The 12,773-nt window shown below is 67.7% G+C and carries 15 protein-coding genes; 9 read left to right on the top strand and 6 right to left on the bottom strand.

Going from position 1 to position 12,773, the window contains the following annotated elements:
• Nucleotides 1-4 precede the first annotated feature (4 nt).
• Nucleotides 5-1,237 carry an acyl-CoA dehydrogenase family protein gene (locus ACFVAV_RS28575; RefSeq protein ID WP_379038626.1) on the top strand — a complete coding sequence of 411 codons (1,233 nt, stop codon included), beginning with the start codon at nt 5-7 and terminating at the stop codon, nt 1,235-1,237.
• 52 nt (nt 1,238-1,289) lie between these two features.
• Here the strand turns inward: ACFVAV_RS28575 and ACFVAV_RS28570 are convergent, their stop codons facing one another.
• A complete protein-coding gene (locus ACFVAV_RS28570) occupies nt 1,290-2,144 on the bottom strand; it encodes an alpha/beta fold hydrolase (RefSeq protein WP_379038624.1) in 855 nt (284 codons plus the stop codon).
• 70 nt (nt 2,145-2,214) lie between these two features.
• Here ACFVAV_RS28570 and ACFVAV_RS28565 point away from each other — a divergent pair, with 70 nt between their 5' ends.
• Nucleotides 2,215-2,994, top strand: coding sequence for an exodeoxyribonuclease III (locus ACFVAV_RS28565; protein WP_379038623.1), 780 nt, complete (start codon nt 2,215-2,217; stop codon nt 2,992-2,994).
• 33 nt (nt 2,995-3,027) lie between these two features.
• Here the strand turns inward: ACFVAV_RS28565 and cutA are convergent, their stop codons facing one another.
• The 4 genes from cutA to ACFVAV_RS28545 form a co-directional block, all read right to left on the bottom strand.
• Nucleotides 3,028-3,354: a divalent-cation tolerance protein CutA gene (gene cutA, locus ACFVAV_RS28560; protein WP_379038622.1), complete on the bottom strand. Its 327-nt coding sequence runs from the start codon at nt 3,352-3,354 to the stop codon at nt 3,028-3,030.
• Nucleotides 3,336-3,989: a helix-turn-helix transcriptional regulator gene (locus tag ACFVAV_RS28555; protein WP_379038621.1), complete on the bottom strand. Its 654-nt coding sequence runs from the start codon at nt 3,987-3,989 to the stop codon at nt 3,336-3,338. Before ACFVAV_RS28555 ends, cutA begins: the two co-directional genes overlap by 19 nt.
• A 307-nt stretch (nt 3,990-4,296) precedes the next feature.
• Nucleotides 4,297-5,463: a saccharopine dehydrogenase NADP-binding domain-containing protein gene (locus ACFVAV_RS28550; protein WP_379038620.1), complete on the bottom strand. Its 1,167-nt coding sequence runs from the start codon at nt 5,461-5,463 to the stop codon at nt 4,297-4,299.
• A gap of 10 nt (nt 5,464-5,473) precedes the next feature.
• Nucleotides 5,474-6,670: a M28 family metallopeptidase gene (locus tag ACFVAV_RS28545; protein WP_379038619.1), complete on the bottom strand. Its 1,197-nt coding sequence runs from the start codon at nt 6,668-6,670 to the stop codon at nt 5,474-5,476.
• 57 nt (nt 6,671-6,727) lie between these two features.
• On the opposite strand from ACFVAV_RS28545, the gene ACFVAV_RS28540 reads away from it, so the two are divergent.
• The 4 genes from ACFVAV_RS28540 to ACFVAV_RS28525 all read left to right on the top strand — a co-directional run bounded on the left by ACFVAV_RS28540 (nt 6,728) and on the right by ACFVAV_RS28525 (nt 8,947).
• Nucleotides 6,728-7,501, top strand: coding sequence for a helix-turn-helix domain-containing protein (locus ACFVAV_RS28540; RefSeq protein ID WP_379038618.1), 774 nt, complete (start codon nt 6,728-6,730; stop codon nt 7,499-7,501).
• Between the two features lie 135 nt (nt 7,502-7,636).
• Nucleotides 7,637-8,134 carry a ribonuclease domain-containing protein gene (locus tag ACFVAV_RS28535; RefSeq protein ID WP_379038617.1) on the top strand — a complete coding sequence of 166 codons (498 nt, stop codon included), beginning with the start codon at nt 7,637-7,639 and terminating at the stop codon, nt 8,132-8,134.
• The gene (locus ACFVAV_RS28530; protein WP_379038615.1) at nt 8,134-8,604 is read left to right on the top strand and encodes a barstar family protein; all 471 of its coding nucleotides are present in this window, start codon (nt 8,134-8,136) and stop codon (nt 8,602-8,604) included. Before ACFVAV_RS28535 ends, ACFVAV_RS28530 begins: the two co-directional genes overlap by 1 nt.
• A 109-nt stretch (nt 8,605-8,713) precedes the next feature.
• A complete protein-coding gene (locus ACFVAV_RS28525) occupies nt 8,714-8,947 on the top strand; it encodes a hypothetical protein (protein WP_379038613.1) in 234 nt (77 codons plus the stop codon).
• A gap of 21 nt (nt 8,948-8,968) precedes the next feature.
• Here ACFVAV_RS28525 and ACFVAV_RS28520 read toward each other — a convergent pair whose 3' ends face one another.
• Entirely contained in the window at nt 8,969-9,607 is a 639-nt protein-coding gene (locus ACFVAV_RS28520; RefSeq protein WP_379038612.1) for a TetR/AcrR family transcriptional regulator, read from the bottom strand.
• A gap of 103 nt (nt 9,608-9,710) precedes the next feature.
• On the opposite strand from ACFVAV_RS28520, the gene ACFVAV_RS28515 reads away from it, so the two are divergent.
• Genes ACFVAV_RS28515 through yhjD form a run of 3 tightly spaced genes read left to right on the top strand, consistent with a single transcriptional unit; the run spans nt 9,711 to nt 12,773 of the window.
• Nucleotides 9,711-10,655 carry an oxygenase MpaB family protein gene (locus ACFVAV_RS28515; RefSeq protein ID WP_379038611.1) on the top strand — a complete coding sequence of 315 codons (945 nt, stop codon included), beginning with the start codon at nt 9,711-9,713 and terminating at the stop codon, nt 10,653-10,655.
• Nucleotides 10,656-10,676: 21 nt separating this feature from the next.
• Entirely contained in the window at nt 10,677-11,708 is a 1,032-nt protein-coding gene (gene trpS / locus ACFVAV_RS28510) for a tryptophan--tRNA ligase (RefSeq protein ID WP_379038610.1), read from the top strand.
• A gap of 42 nt (nt 11,709-11,750) precedes the next feature.
• On the top strand, nt 11,751-12,773 hold the full coding sequence (gene yhjD, locus ACFVAV_RS28505) for an inner membrane protein YhjD (protein ID WP_379038609.1): 1,023 nt from the start codon (nt 11,751-11,753) through the stop codon (nt 12,771-12,773).

Below are 12,773 nucleotides of genomic sequence, written 5' to 3'. Positions count from 1 at the left end.
GACGATGATCGAATGGTCCGAAACCGATCTGATGATCCGCGATGCCGTGCGGACCTTCATCGACAAGGAGGTGCGCCCACATCTGGACGCCCTCGACAGCGGTGAGATGCTGCCGTACCCGATCCTGCGGAAACTGTTCAGCCAGTTCGGGATCGATGCGATGGGCGAGGACGCCGTCGCCAAGCTGCTGGCCAAGGAGGCGGCCGGTTCCGGTGCGAAGTCCGGTGGCGGCGGTGGGTCGCTGTTCGCCGGGCAGCAGTCGATGATGGCGGTGCTGATCAGCGAACTGTCCGGCGTCTGTATGGGTTTGGTGTCCGCGCTCGGGGTGAGCATCGGGCTGGGCGCCACCACCATCATGTCGCGGGGCACGCTGGCCCAAAAGGAGCGCTGGCTCGCCGATATCGTCACCCTGCGCAAGGTGGCGTCCTGGGCGATCACCGAACCCGACTCGGGCTCGGATGCGTTCGGCGGCATGAAGACTCGTGTCGAACGCGACGGCGAGGACTACATCCTCAACGGGCAGAAGACCTTCATCACCAACGGCCCGTGCGCCGACGTGATGATCGTCTACGCCAAGCTCGACGAGGGCGACGGCGCCGACAAGCGCCACCGCAAGGTACTCACCTTCGTGCTGGACAAGGGCATGGAGGGCCTCACCCAGGGCAAGCCGTTCAAGAAGATGGGCCTGCACTCCTCGCCGACCGGCGAACTGTTCTTCGACAATGTCCGGCTCGGCCGCGACCGGCTGCTCGGCGAGACCGAAGAACATCGCGGCGGCGACGGACGCGAAAGCGCCAGGGCCAGTTTCACCGCCGAACGGATCGGCGTCGGCTTCATGGCGCTGGGCATCATCGAGGAATGTCACCGGCTCTGCGTCGACTACGCGCGCAATCGCACGCTGTGGGGCCAGGAGATCGGGCGCTTCCAGCTGATCCAGCTCAAGCTGGCCAAGATGGAGATCGCCCGGATCAATGTGCAGAACATGGTGTTCAACGTGCTCGAGCGGGGCAAGGCGGGTAAGCCGCCGAGCCTGGCCGAAGCGTCGGCGATGAAGCTGTATTGCTCCGAGGCGGCCACCGAGGTGGCGATGGAGGCGGTGCAGCTGTTCGGCGGCAACGGCTATATGAGCGAATACCGGGTGGAGCAGCTGGCCCGCGACGCGAAGTCGCTGATGATCTACGCGGGCAGCAACGAGATCCAGGTGACCCACATCGCGAAGGGTCTGCTCGGCAAGTAGGCACCGGGGACCCGGCCGCGAATGGTGTTCGCGCGGCCGGGTTCTCGCGTGTTCAGACCGCGCGCAGGTGTCCGCGGCTGGCGTAGATGTGCTCGGCGATGAGCGTCGCGATCCGGTCCGGCGCCTCCAGCATCGGCACGTGGCCCACGCCGTGCACCAGGATGCGGTCGGCGGATTCGGGGAGTTCGCGCAGGTAGCGGGTGGCGTAGACGCGGTTGGGGATGATCCGGTCGTACTCGGCGAGCAGCATGCGCACGGGGGTGGTGAGCTCGCCGAGGTCGTCCATTCCCGGGGCGTGGAGGCTGCCGAGGATCAGTGGGATCATCGCGTCGCAGTGCAGCACGGCGGTGATGACGGTCGCCAGGTCGTGGCGCGAGACGGCGCTGGTGTTCTTGCTCAGCAGGAACGCGGCCACGTGCTGGATGAGCGCATTGTTGATCGCCACCCCGCCGAGCAGCTTGCCGATCTCGACAAAGGGGATCATCGTGGCGAACTTCAGGCCGATCCTGACCTGGCTGAGCGAGGGCGAGGCCCAGCCGCCCGCCGCGGCCACCGTGGTCAGGGTGCGGGCCCGGCCGCGGCGCGCCAGCTCGAGGCCGACCCAGCCGCCCAGCGAATTGCCCGCGATATGGCAGGTGCTCCAGCCCAGCGCGTCGAGCTGATCCTCGATCTGATCGGCCAGCGCGTAGACGTCCAGCAACCAACCCTCGACCTTGGGTCCACCCCAATGCCCGGCGAAGGCGGGGGCGTACACCTCGCAATTCGCCGACATTCGCCGCGCGACCTGCTCCCAGCAGTGTGGCGACAACATGAACCCGTGCAACAGCAGGACCGGGTCACCGGATCCGAGATGCAATGCCTTGACAGGCATGGCCGGGGCAGTGGACTTGGCGGTGCGTGACGTCATCGTCATTCACCCCTTCCTGGACGACAGTGTCCGGAGGAGCACTCCTGATCTGCCATTGTACGGTCGTACGGTGCCGATAATCATCTCGACTGTGAACGTCAACGGCGTGCGCGCCGCCGCGACCAAGGGCATGTTGTCGTGGCTGGACACGACCGAAGCCGACATCGTGTGCCTGCAGGAGACCAGGGCGACCGATGCGCAGGTCGCTACCGCGCTGGCGCCCGCGCTCGACGCGGGGTGGGTGCTCTCGCACGCCGAACCGGAGTCGAAGGGGCGGGCCGGCGTCGGCATTCTGTCGCGGCGCGCGCCCGACGCGGTGCGGATCGGGTTCGGTAGCAGCGAGTTCGCCGCGTCGGGGCGTTACCTCGAGGCCGACTTCGGTGAGGTCACCGCGGCGAGTGTGTACGTGCACTCGGGGGAGGAGTACACCCCGAAGCAGGACGAGAAGTACCGGTTCATGGCAGAGCTGGGCGCCTATCTGAAGACGCGCACCGGTGAGTTCGTGGTGAGCGGGGACTGGAATATCGCGCCCGCCGAGGTCGACCTCAAGAACTGGAAGGGCAATCAGAAGTCGGCGGGCTTCCTGCCCGAGGAACGCGCCTGGATCGCCGAACTGCTGGCCGCGGGCTACGTCGACGTGGTGCGCGCCCTGCATCCCGGCGTCGCGGGCCCCTACAGCTGGTGGTCCTACCGCGGCCGCGCCTTCGACAACGACTCCGGCTGGAGGATCGATTATCAGCTTGCCCTCGGAGACCTGACTTCCCGCGCCAAGCAGGCCGTAGTCGAACGCGCCGATGCCTACGACCAGCGCTGGTCCGACCACGCTCCCGTGACGGTTCAGTATCGGTGAGCACGCTGCTTGCCCGGCTCCGGTTTGCTCAGATCAACCCATGGTCTGTTCGACCACCCAATCCGCATACCCCGGGTGTGCGCCGGTGAGTGGGATCGCCAGCACCTGGGGAGTGTCGTACGGGTGTTCGTCGTCGGCTCGGCGGATGATCGCGTCGACCAGTGCTGCACGGGTGTGGATCAGCACCAGGGCTTCGGTGTCGTCTTGGACCTCGCCGTTCCATGAGTAGATCGACCGCACCGCCGGGACGATGTTCCCGCACGCGGCCAGCCGGTCCGCCACCAGACGTCGAGTGAACTCGGCTAGCCACTCTGCGGTTTCAGCGGTAATCGTGACGGTGACTAGAGACTCTTCGGCCATGCGGTCAAGTTTCCATCAGCAGCCCTGAGTAGGTCTATCAACGGTTCCGCGAGCCGCTGGTGCCGGACGATCGCGCCCCATCCACGAATCACGAGCCCGGCAGCGGATTGGCCCACCCACGAACCGGCCAGCGCGAGCCCTTGCGGGTGCAGCGCGAAGTACAACGATCCTTTGGACCTCACCGCGCCCTCGGTCGCGACGTACCAGCCCATCAGAGATTCGTTGTCCCACAAGCGAAGCTCGCCACGCCAGGTGTACGAACCTTCGTCTACCGGACGGGCGCGAGCTCCGTCCAGCTCGAGGAACGAACCGTCTTGCATCATTCCTAGTTCGTGTACGTCTACCCGCTCGCCGGTGTCTCCCCAGGTCTGCCAAGCGGCCCACCAATCGCCGGACAGGTCGAGCGTGCGGGATGCACGCCCGGCTAGTTCGTTGACGGAGACACCGAGGACATCGGCAAGCTTGGTGCCGGTGATGAGGTCCGGCGTCAGCTCGCCGGACTCGTATCGACTGATCGTTTTCTGATCCACCCCGACATGCCGCCCGAGAGCCGCTTGGGACATGTCCAGCTGCTTCCGGCGACGCCGGATCACATCGCCTGTCGTGTTCATGGTTCCAGCGTATTTCAGGCGCATATGTCTAGCGTAGGCGGTTTCGCCTCACGCGGAGCAGAATCGCTGACAGCACCCCGGCGCACGGTGGCGGGCCCTGAGCGTCGGGTGTGCAGCCAAACAACGCACCGGAGGGGACCGTGCCACTACCGAAACGCACACCGAAACCGAAGCGGCTGGAACCGATCACCGTCGCACCGCCCGAGGTAATCCGGCGCCTGCTGGCCGCACTCGAACAATGGGAGCCGCCGCCGAACCGGAGGACATTGTGAGCGACCCGATACCGGTGAATCTCAGGCGACGACCCGGCAACTGAACCTGATCGGACCTTTTAGGGTTCTTGCCTGCCCGGGTCGGGGCTGGTCCCGGGTGGTCGCGTTGTCGAGGACCGGTCGATCCGAAACGACACCCCTCGCTCGCCCAGGCCGGTGAGGAATGCTGACGGGTCGAGGATTTCGGCGGCGGACAGGGGGCCTGCGGACATGAAGCCGGCGTCGGTGGTGGTGGCGGCGACTCGGGCCGCGATCGGGCCGGTGATGTCGAAGATGCCGGGGCCGGACAGGGTCGCGGTGCGCTTTCCGGCTGTGCCTGTCAGGTGGGCGACCAGGTCGAATCGGGTCGGGTCGGAGTCGAATCGGGTGGGCGATCCGCCGATACCGGCCGTCACCAGCTTCTCGATCACCGGTGCTGCTCTGGACTCGAGGCCACGGGCGGCGATGCGGGCGAGCAGCGGGACCAGGGGCTCCGCGATCCGCTGGGGCGACAGGGTGGAGGTCGCCATCGACGTGCGCAGGCGGGCGACATCGACATGGCGCGGGATGGTCAGCACCTCGGGGGCGGGATACATCGCCACGCGGCGGCGTCCGATGGTGCCGCCGAAGTCGACGAAACGGGTCGCGGGTTGCCGGTCGATGTCGGTGTAGCCGTTGTCGAATTGGATGGTGGACAGGGTCAGGCCGAGCACACGATTGCGAAACGCGGCACCGCTCGGGACCCAGTTCTCCACGTGATAGGCGATATCGAGATCGATGACCGGACCGATGTCCCGCGCGGCCAGCGATACCAGTAGGTCGCACAGGGTCGCGTAGAACGCGCTGGCCGGCAGGAGCGCGACACCGCGTTCGGTCGCGGCCGGGCCGAGTTCGTCGAACAATGCCCGGATCGCGTGTTGTTCGCCGCTGACGTCGACGTAGTGCGCACCGCCGGCGACAGCGGCCCGGGCGATCGGTGCGCAGGTGTCCGCGAACGGGCCTGCGGCATTGACCACCGTGCGCACGCGCGATGCCAGCGCGATGAGCCCCGCGGTGTCGTCGAGGGCGATCGCCGCACAGGTCACCGCGCCGTCGAAACGGTCGGCCACTCGGCGCAAGCCGGCCGCGTCCCGACCGGCGACGATGACCTCGTGCCCCGAGTCGACGAGTTCCCGCACGATCAGCCTGCCGGTGTACCCGGTTGCGCCATAGACCGCTATTGCCTTGCTGTTCTTGGCATTTCGCATATCTCGTTCCTCAGGCATCGTTGGAGAAGGCGCCGCGGTCCCAGGCGCGGGCGATGTGTTCGGTGAGGGTGACCGCCGCACGCACGGTGTTCCAGCCGACGGCGTCGGCGGTGTCGGAGCGTTGATGCAGGTGCTCGACCCAGCCGTCGGCATAGGACAGCACGCTGATCGCCCGCATACCCGCGTGCCGCGCGACCGCGGCATCGCAGACATTGGGGAAGTCCACCGCGCGCAGCTCGATCCCCGCCTCGTTCGCGATCCTCGTCACCGTGTCGACGTCGCGACGGGCGGCGAAGCTGGTGAGCCCTTCCCGTCGCGCGAGGACCAGGTGTCCACCGCTGCCGAGGGAATCGAGGTTGACCACCAACGTCCGTCCGGAGCCCCCCAGCCCACGGTTGTCGGCGGCCCACTGGCGCATCCCCTGGTTCCCGGCCTCTTCGCCGCCGGGGAACACCACGATCACCTCGGTGTCCGTCAACGGCTGGGCCCGCAGGTGACGCACTGTTTCCAGGACCGCCGCGACACCGGTGGCGTTGTCATTGGCACCGGGTGTGGTGTAGCTGCGCATCGATTGGGTCATCGCCAGGCCCGCGATACCCAGCACGATCGCCGCTGCCCGCCGCACCGGGACGGCGGGTACCGCCGCCGCGAGCATCGCCGCGAGCGGGACGAGGTGGCTTGGCATGGAGCGCCCGGTCCGCGCGGACCACCGCCGGTTGACGGCGACCACTCTCGGGTGCCAGACGATCCCGTTGTGCGCCGCGTCGTGATGGGCGACCAATACCAGAGTCCGGGACGGCCTGCCCGCCGTGGGCAACCGCGCGGAAACCGATGCCCCCTGGCGGCTCGGCAGCACCCTCCGGATCCATTGCCACCGCCCACTGACCTCCAGCTCGTAGGAGACCGCCGCCGCCAGTGACAGCGCCCGCCCGATCCGTCCGGGCAGCAGGCCGACGACCATCGCTGTCACCACATGCCCCAGGTGAGCGGGCGCCCACGACGACTGTCCCCGAAACGTGCTCACCGTCACCGCCTCGGCCCCGAGCTCGCCGAGGCGCCCGGCCAGCCAGGCTGCCGATCCCCGCTCACCCGCGCCCACCGTGCGGCGGTCCATCGCGGCGAGCGTCGCGACGACTTCTTCCATTCCTGCCTCGGCGTCCGCCGGCGCGTCGATCGCCGCGGCATCCGTGGTGTTGCGCTGTGTCACTGTGTCATTCCTTCCCGCGCGCGTTCCTCGCACACGCACCGGGTTAGCCTGGCAAACATGACCGCGGCCGCGCTTTCACAATCGTGTGGTGACTCCGCGCGCGCGGTGCTGTGGATTCGACCTGGTCACGCGGGGTATATCGGCCCGTCGTTGCCGATCGGGCCACACTCACCGGTGCTGGCATGCTCGGCGGTCGGGCTGGACGAACCGTTCGTGTTTCGCGCGCCCGGTCTGGACGAGGTGACCACCCGCAGTGCCTGCGCACCCGCCCGCTACTCCCACCACCTGCCTGCCACACCCGGGCGCATGCTCTACCTGTTCATAGACCCGGCGATCACCGCACGGTCACAGGATGTTCGGCACATGCGCAGACAACAGGGGCCGTTCGGATTCCAGCACCGCAACGAGCGCGAGCTGATCACCGCCGCACTGCGTACCGATATCGAGCGCGTCGTACAGCTCGCCAGTCTCCCCCTTCCCGGAGCCGGCCTCGACCCACGCATCGCCGAGGCGGCCCGCATCATCCGTGCCGACCCCACCACTTCCGTCACAGCCCGAAACCTCGCCGCCGGGGTCGGCTGGTCCACCTCACACCTGCTGCGCACCTTCACTGCCCAGACGGGCACTACCTTCCGCCGCTACCGGCAATGGGCCAGGATGCTTCGCGTCGCGCAGAGCATCGCTGCCGGCCACAACCTCACCCGGTGCTCCACCGACGCCGGATTCGCCTCCCCGTCACACCTCAGCGAGAACTTCCACCGGCTCTTCGGCCTGTCCGCCAGCGCGCTGATGGTCTCCGGGGCACAGCTCGAGCTCGACCTGGCCGGCTAGATCGAACGGGGTCGGAAGGTCCAACCCCGCTGACGTAGATTCCTCTGTCATGACAGATAGCCGCGCGCTCGCCGGACGCGCTGATGCCTACGACCAGCGGTGGTCCGACCACGCTTCCGCGGCGGTGCGATACCGGTGAATCTCTCGCGCAAAACGCTCGGACTGCTTGGCGGCCTTGTACTCATCGTCCTCGCGGTGGGCTTCACCCTGTTCACGGGACGCGGCGGCAACGACACCACCATTGCCGCGACCACCACGCGCGCGGTCGCCGGGATCACGACCACCAAGGCCGCGCCGAAACCGGGCCCGCCCCTCGGGAATGCCAGCGCGGCGCCGGGCAACGGGGCTGCGGGCGTGCCCGATCGCGCCTACACGACCCTCCTCGAGATCGACGGGGGCCGCTGGCCGGATTCGGCGAACGCGCCGGGGACCAAGGGCGGTGAGCAGTGGATGAACCGGGGAACCAAACTGCCGCTGAAGGATTCGGCGGGCAAGCCGGTGACCTACCAGGAGTGGGACGTCAATCCCAAGCAGCGCAATCGGGGTCGTGATGCCGAACGCATCGTCACCGGCAGCGACGGTACGGCCTGGTACACCGGCGACCACTACGAGACCTTCACGAGGATGCGCTGATGCGAATGACATTGTCGCAGTTCCTTGCTCGTCCCACCACTGAGGCCCCGGCCGCGCCGCATCCCGTGTTCGGCGCGCTGGCGGTCGATGCCGCCGCGTTCAGCGGCGTCCGCTACGACTCGCCCGCCGACTATCGCGTCCGCGAACTCCGCGGTCCCAAGATGCGCACCACCGCCGAACTCTTCGACGAATTCGCCGCGGCCTTCCAGTTCCCTTACTACTTCGGCGCGAACAAGGACGCCTTCGACGAATGCCTGCGTGACCTGGACGATTTCGTCGGCGACGCGGCCGGTTACGTCGCCGTGGTGCGCAATTCGGCCGACCTGCTCGCCGATCAGCCCACCGAACGCGCCTGGTTCGACAGCGCCATGCGCGACTGTGCCGCCTACTGGTCCCGCCGCGATGTCGCCTTCCGCGTCGTCCTGCAGGGCGACCCGGACACCTTCGGCGCCGTCGCTCTCACGGAGTGATCCAGAGTTTCCACTGCCACCTGAATTGATGGCTGCCGGTGACCGATCGGTCTGATTACCGTCGTCGCCGGAGCAGTCGCCCCGAGGCTGCCCGTGAGGAGAGACATCGATGAAGCGAGTACTGGCGAGCGCGGGCATCTTTACCGCGATCATGGCGGCGAGTACCGGAATGGCGACGGCCGGCGCCGATTCGGCACCGGGAAGCTTGGGCCAGACCGGCGTTGCGCGGATCGCCGATCCGTCCTCGGGATCCAGCGATTTGCTCGGCAACCTGCTGCACGCGCTGTCGACCGGTTCCGCCGCAGAGTGCACTGTCATTCTCGACGGGTGCGTGCCGGTCTAGGTCACGCTGGTCGGCTGTCCGTCAGCGGTAGCGGCCTGCCAGATCGTCACCGAGGAGCACGAACACCTCGGTGACCTGGTCGATCAGTTCCTCGCGGGTGAGGTCGAGGTCGCCGGCCAGCCAGGTGGTCAGGGTCTGGGTCAAGCCGCCGATGAGGTAGATCGCGCGGAAGTCGACCAGGTTCTGCGGGACCTCGACCCCGTAGAAACCGCTGCCTTCCGCGGCGACCAGCCGGGCGAAGGCCCGCACCGTGCGGGCGGTGCGCGCCCGCAACTCCGGGGTCGCCATGCCCGCGATCAGCGCGGCCTGCGCCTTGCGCGGATCGTCGGTGAGCACCGAGATGCCCGCGTCGATCGCGGCATGCGACTGGGACCGGCTGTCGGGGGGCGCGGTGGTCAACGCGGCCACGATGGCGCCGGTGAGTTCCTCGGCGATGCGGTCGAGCAGGGCCTCGAGCACGCCGTCGCGATTCTCGAAATTCTCGTAGTAGTAGCGCTCGTTGAGACCGGCGCGGGCGCACAGCCCGGCGACGGTGAGCTTGGCCTGCCCCTCTTCGGCGACGATGTCGAGCGCCGCGTCCAGCAGGGCGGTACGGCGCTGGGCCCGACGCTGTTGCGCAGAGACGCCACCGTATGTCCGTTGTGCTGTCACAGGATCCATTCTGCGTGCTGCCGTCCGCCGATGATTTTCTGGTAGAGACTCTTGCCAGATTACCGAATCTGGGGGATTCTATTGCCAGATGCACTCGACGAGGAGGCGCAGCATGGCCGCACGGCAAGGCGAACCCGGATATTTCGCCGACGATTCGATGATCCGACGGGTGATGAGCAAGCGGGCGGTGGGTCTGACCTACGGCGTGCGGGCGCTGGTGATCGGCGCCGTCCATCCGCTGCTGTTCGTCGGCACCAGCGAGCACACCGCGCATCGCGCGACGCCCTACACCCGGCTGGCCGTCACCGGCGCGCTGTTCGAAGCGGTCTTCCTGGGCGGCAAGGCCGAAGCCGACCGGGCCCTGGCCTTCACCCGGCGCAAGCACGACAAGGTCGTCGGCACCCTGCCCGAGGACGCGGGCGCGCACCATCCGGCGGGCACCGCCTACGCGGCCCACGATCCGCACCTGATGTTCATGACCATGGCCTTCACCTTCGACTCGGCCGAGGCGATGTACGACCGGCTGGTGCGCGAGCTCACCGCCACCGAACGCGAGGACCTCTACCAGGACTATGTCCGCTGGGGCGAGCTGTTCGGCATGCCGCGCGACGCGGCGCCCGCCGACTATCCGGCCTTCCGCCGGTACTTCGACGACTACCTGAACTCGTCGGAGCTGTTCCTCACCGACGAGGCCCACCTGGTCGGTTCCTACCTGGCGGGCCACCGCAAGGCCTACCGGCTGCGCCCGCCCGCCGAGCAGGTCGGCTCGGCGCTGTATCTGCTGGTCCAGGGCAGTCTCCCGGACCGGATCCGGCAGCTGTACGGCATCGAGTGGGGGATCGCCGATCAGCTCGCCTACAGCACGCTGTGCCGCAGCCTGCGGACCGCGCACGTCGCCCCGCCGCTGGCGCCCAGGGTGCTGGCCGGTGCGCTCGCCGGGCCGAGCACGCCCTCGTACCAGCTGCTCGCCCGCCGCGAACAGCGAATGGTCAAGGCGGGCAAGCCGAGCATGCCCGGCGTCGATCCGCGCAACTGGGTGCAGCGAAATTCCGCTTGAGGCCCATGGGAAGATCGGGACATGTCCAGTCCTGCCCCGGCCGCGACGGCCGAACGCAAGCAGCGGGTGCTGTCGGGCATCCAGCCCACCAGCGACTCCTTCCACCTCGGCAACTACCTGGGTGCGCTGCAGTACTGGGTGACGATGCAGGACGACTACGACGCGCTGTACTTCATCCCCGACATGCACGCGATCACCGTCAGCCAGGACCCCAAGGCGCTGCGGGCCCGCACCAAGGGCGCCGTCGCGCAGCTGCTCGCGCTCGGTGTCGACCCGGCGAAGTCGACCCTGTTCGTGCAGAGCCAGGTGCCCGAGCACGCCGAGCTGACCTGGGTCCTCAGCTGCATCACCGGTTTCGGTGAGGCCAGCCGGATGACCCAGTTCAAGGACAAGTCGGTCAAGCAGGGCGCGGACAACGCGACCGTCGGCCTGTTCACCTACCCGGTGCTGATGGCCGCCGACATCCTGCTCTACCGCCCGCACCAGGTGCCGGTCGGCGAGGATCAGCGCCAGCACCTGGAGCTGACCCGAAACCTGGCCCAGCGCTTCAACACCCGCTTCAAGAAGACCTTCGTGGTGCCCGAGCCGCACATCGTCAAGGGCACCGCGAAGATCTTCGACCTGCAGGATCCGACCGCGAAGATGAGCAAGTCGGCCTCCACCGACGCCGGCTTGATCAACCTGCTCGACGATCCGAAGGTCACCGCGAAGAAGGTCAAGTCGGCGGTCACCGACACCGAGCGCGAGGTCCGCTACGACCCGGAGCACAAGGCGGGCGTGAGCAACCTGCTGGTCATCCTGAGCTCGCTCACCGAAACCCCGATCGTCACCCTGGAGGAGAATTTCGCGGGCAAGGGTTACGGTGATCTCAAGGCCGACGTGGCCGACGCGCTGGTCGAATTCGTCACCCCCGTCCAGAAGAAGGTGCAGGAGTACCTGTCCGATCAGGCCGAACTGGACCGGATCCTCGCCGCGGGTGCCGAGCGGGCGCGGGAGATCGCAGGCAACACACTGGCTCAGGTGTACGACCGGGTGGGCTTCCTGGCTCGCTGACCCGATGCGCGCCTGAGGCTTTCGGCTGAAGGGGCGCATGCCATGCAGGTCGTCGACAAGATCTCGGCCGCGGTCGAGAAGCAGATCGGGCGCAGGCCCTGGCTGGATCATCTGGTCAGGGCAGGCGGGCGATTCCAGCGTCAACGCGGTGACTACTACGCCGCGGGCATCACCTATTTCACTGTGCTGTCACTGTTTCCGCTGCTGATGGTGGCCTTTTCGGTGGCGGGGTTCATCCTGGCCGGTCAGCCCGACCTGCTGACCCAGCTCCAGGACGGTGTCAAGGAGAAGATCCCCGGGGCCTTCGGCACCCAGATCAACGACTTGATCGATCAGGCGATCCGATCGCGCGGCACCGTCGGTCTGCTCGGTCTGGTCGTCGGTCTCTACACCGGGCTCGGCTGGATGGCGAACCTGCGTGCGGCGCTCACCGAGCAGTGGGAGGTGCAGAGCCCCGAAAGTCCTTGGTGGCGAAGCAAACTGTCGGATCTGGGCGCCCTCGTCGGCCTCGGCCTGGCGTTCGCGGTCTCACTCGGGCTGTCCGCGATCGCGCAGAGTGATCTCGGCACGCAACTGCTCACGGCGATCGGGGCGGATCATCTGCCGGGGTCGACGGTGGTGCTGTCGGTGGCGTCGATCGCGCTCGGCCTGCTCGCCTCGTGGGCGGTGTTCGCCTGGATGATCGCGCGGTTGCCACGCCAGCCGGTCTCGCTGCTCAGTGCCGCGCGGGCGGCGGCGCTGGCGGCGATCGCGTTCGAGGTGTTCAAGCTCATCGGCGCGTACTACCTGCAGATCGTGTTGCGCAGCCCGGCGGGCGCGACGTTCGGCTCGATCATCGGCCTGATGGTGTTCAGCTACATCACCTACCGGATCCTGCTGTTCGCCACCGCCTGGGCGGCGACCTCGGTCGACAACGAGCTCAGCGCCGACATCGCGCCGCCGAACGCGGTGGTCATCCGGCCGCGCGTGGTGAAGCAGAGCATGTCGACCGGGACGGGTGCGGCCTACTTCGGTGCGGGCGCGATCGCCGCGCTGGCCCTGGTGGTGTTCGGCAGGCGCCGCTGA

The sequence above is a fragment of the Nocardia sp. NPDC057663 genome, assembly GCF_042799895.1.
Lineage (GTDB): Bacteria > Actinomycetota > Actinomycetes > Mycobacteriales > Mycobacteriaceae > Nocardia.
This window is presented reverse-complemented; position numbering and strand designations above follow the sequence as displayed.

What these genes read in the sequence shown, in the direction of transcription:
- ACFVAV_RS28525 (WP_379038613.1), top strand. Translation starts at nt 8,714, where the DNA reads ATGAAGCGAGTACTGGCGAGCGCGGGCATCTTTACCGCGATCATGGCG.
- ACFVAV_RS28550 (WP_379038620.1), bottom strand. Translation starts at nt 5,463, where the DNA reads ATGCGAAATGCCAAGAACAGCAAGGCAATAGCGGTCTATGGCGCAACC.
- ACFVAV_RS28530 (WP_379038615.1), top strand. Translation starts at nt 8,134, where the DNA reads ATGCGAATGACATTGTCGCAGTTCCTTGCTCGTCCCACCACTGAGGCC.
- yhjD (WP_379038609.1), top strand. Translation starts at nt 11,751, where the DNA reads ATGCAGGTCGTCGACAAGATCTCGGCCGCGGTCGAGAAGCAGATCGGG.
- trpS (WP_379038610.1), top strand. Translation starts at nt 10,677, where the DNA reads ATGTCCAGTCCTGCCCCGGCCGCGACGGCCGAACGCAAGCAGCGGGTG.
- ACFVAV_RS28555 (WP_379038621.1), bottom strand. Translation starts at nt 3,989, where the DNA reads ATGCGCCTGAAATACGCTGGAACCATGAACACGACAGGCGATGTGATC.
- ACFVAV_RS28515 (WP_379038611.1), top strand. Translation starts at nt 9,711, where the DNA reads ATGGCCGCACGGCAAGGCGAACCCGGATATTTCGCCGACGATTCGATG.
- cutA (WP_379038622.1), bottom strand. Translation starts at nt 3,354, where the DNA reads ATGGCCGAAGAGTCTCTAGTCACCGTCACGATTACCGCTGAAACCGCA.
- ACFVAV_RS28540 (WP_379038618.1), top strand. Translation starts at nt 6,728, where the DNA reads ATGACCGCGGCCGCGCTTTCACAATCGTGTGGTGACTCCGCGCGCGCG.
- ACFVAV_RS28575 (WP_379038626.1), top strand. Translation starts at nt 5, where the DNA reads ATGATCGAATGGTCCGAAACCGATCTGATGATCCGCGATGCCGTGCGG.
- ACFVAV_RS28570 (WP_379038624.1), bottom strand. Translation starts at nt 2,144, where the DNA reads ATGACGTCACGCACCGCCAAGTCCACTGCCCCGGCCATGCCTGTCAAG.
- ACFVAV_RS28520 (WP_379038612.1), bottom strand. Translation starts at nt 9,607, where the DNA reads ATGGATCCTGTGACAGCACAACGGACATACGGTGGCGTCTCTGCGCAA.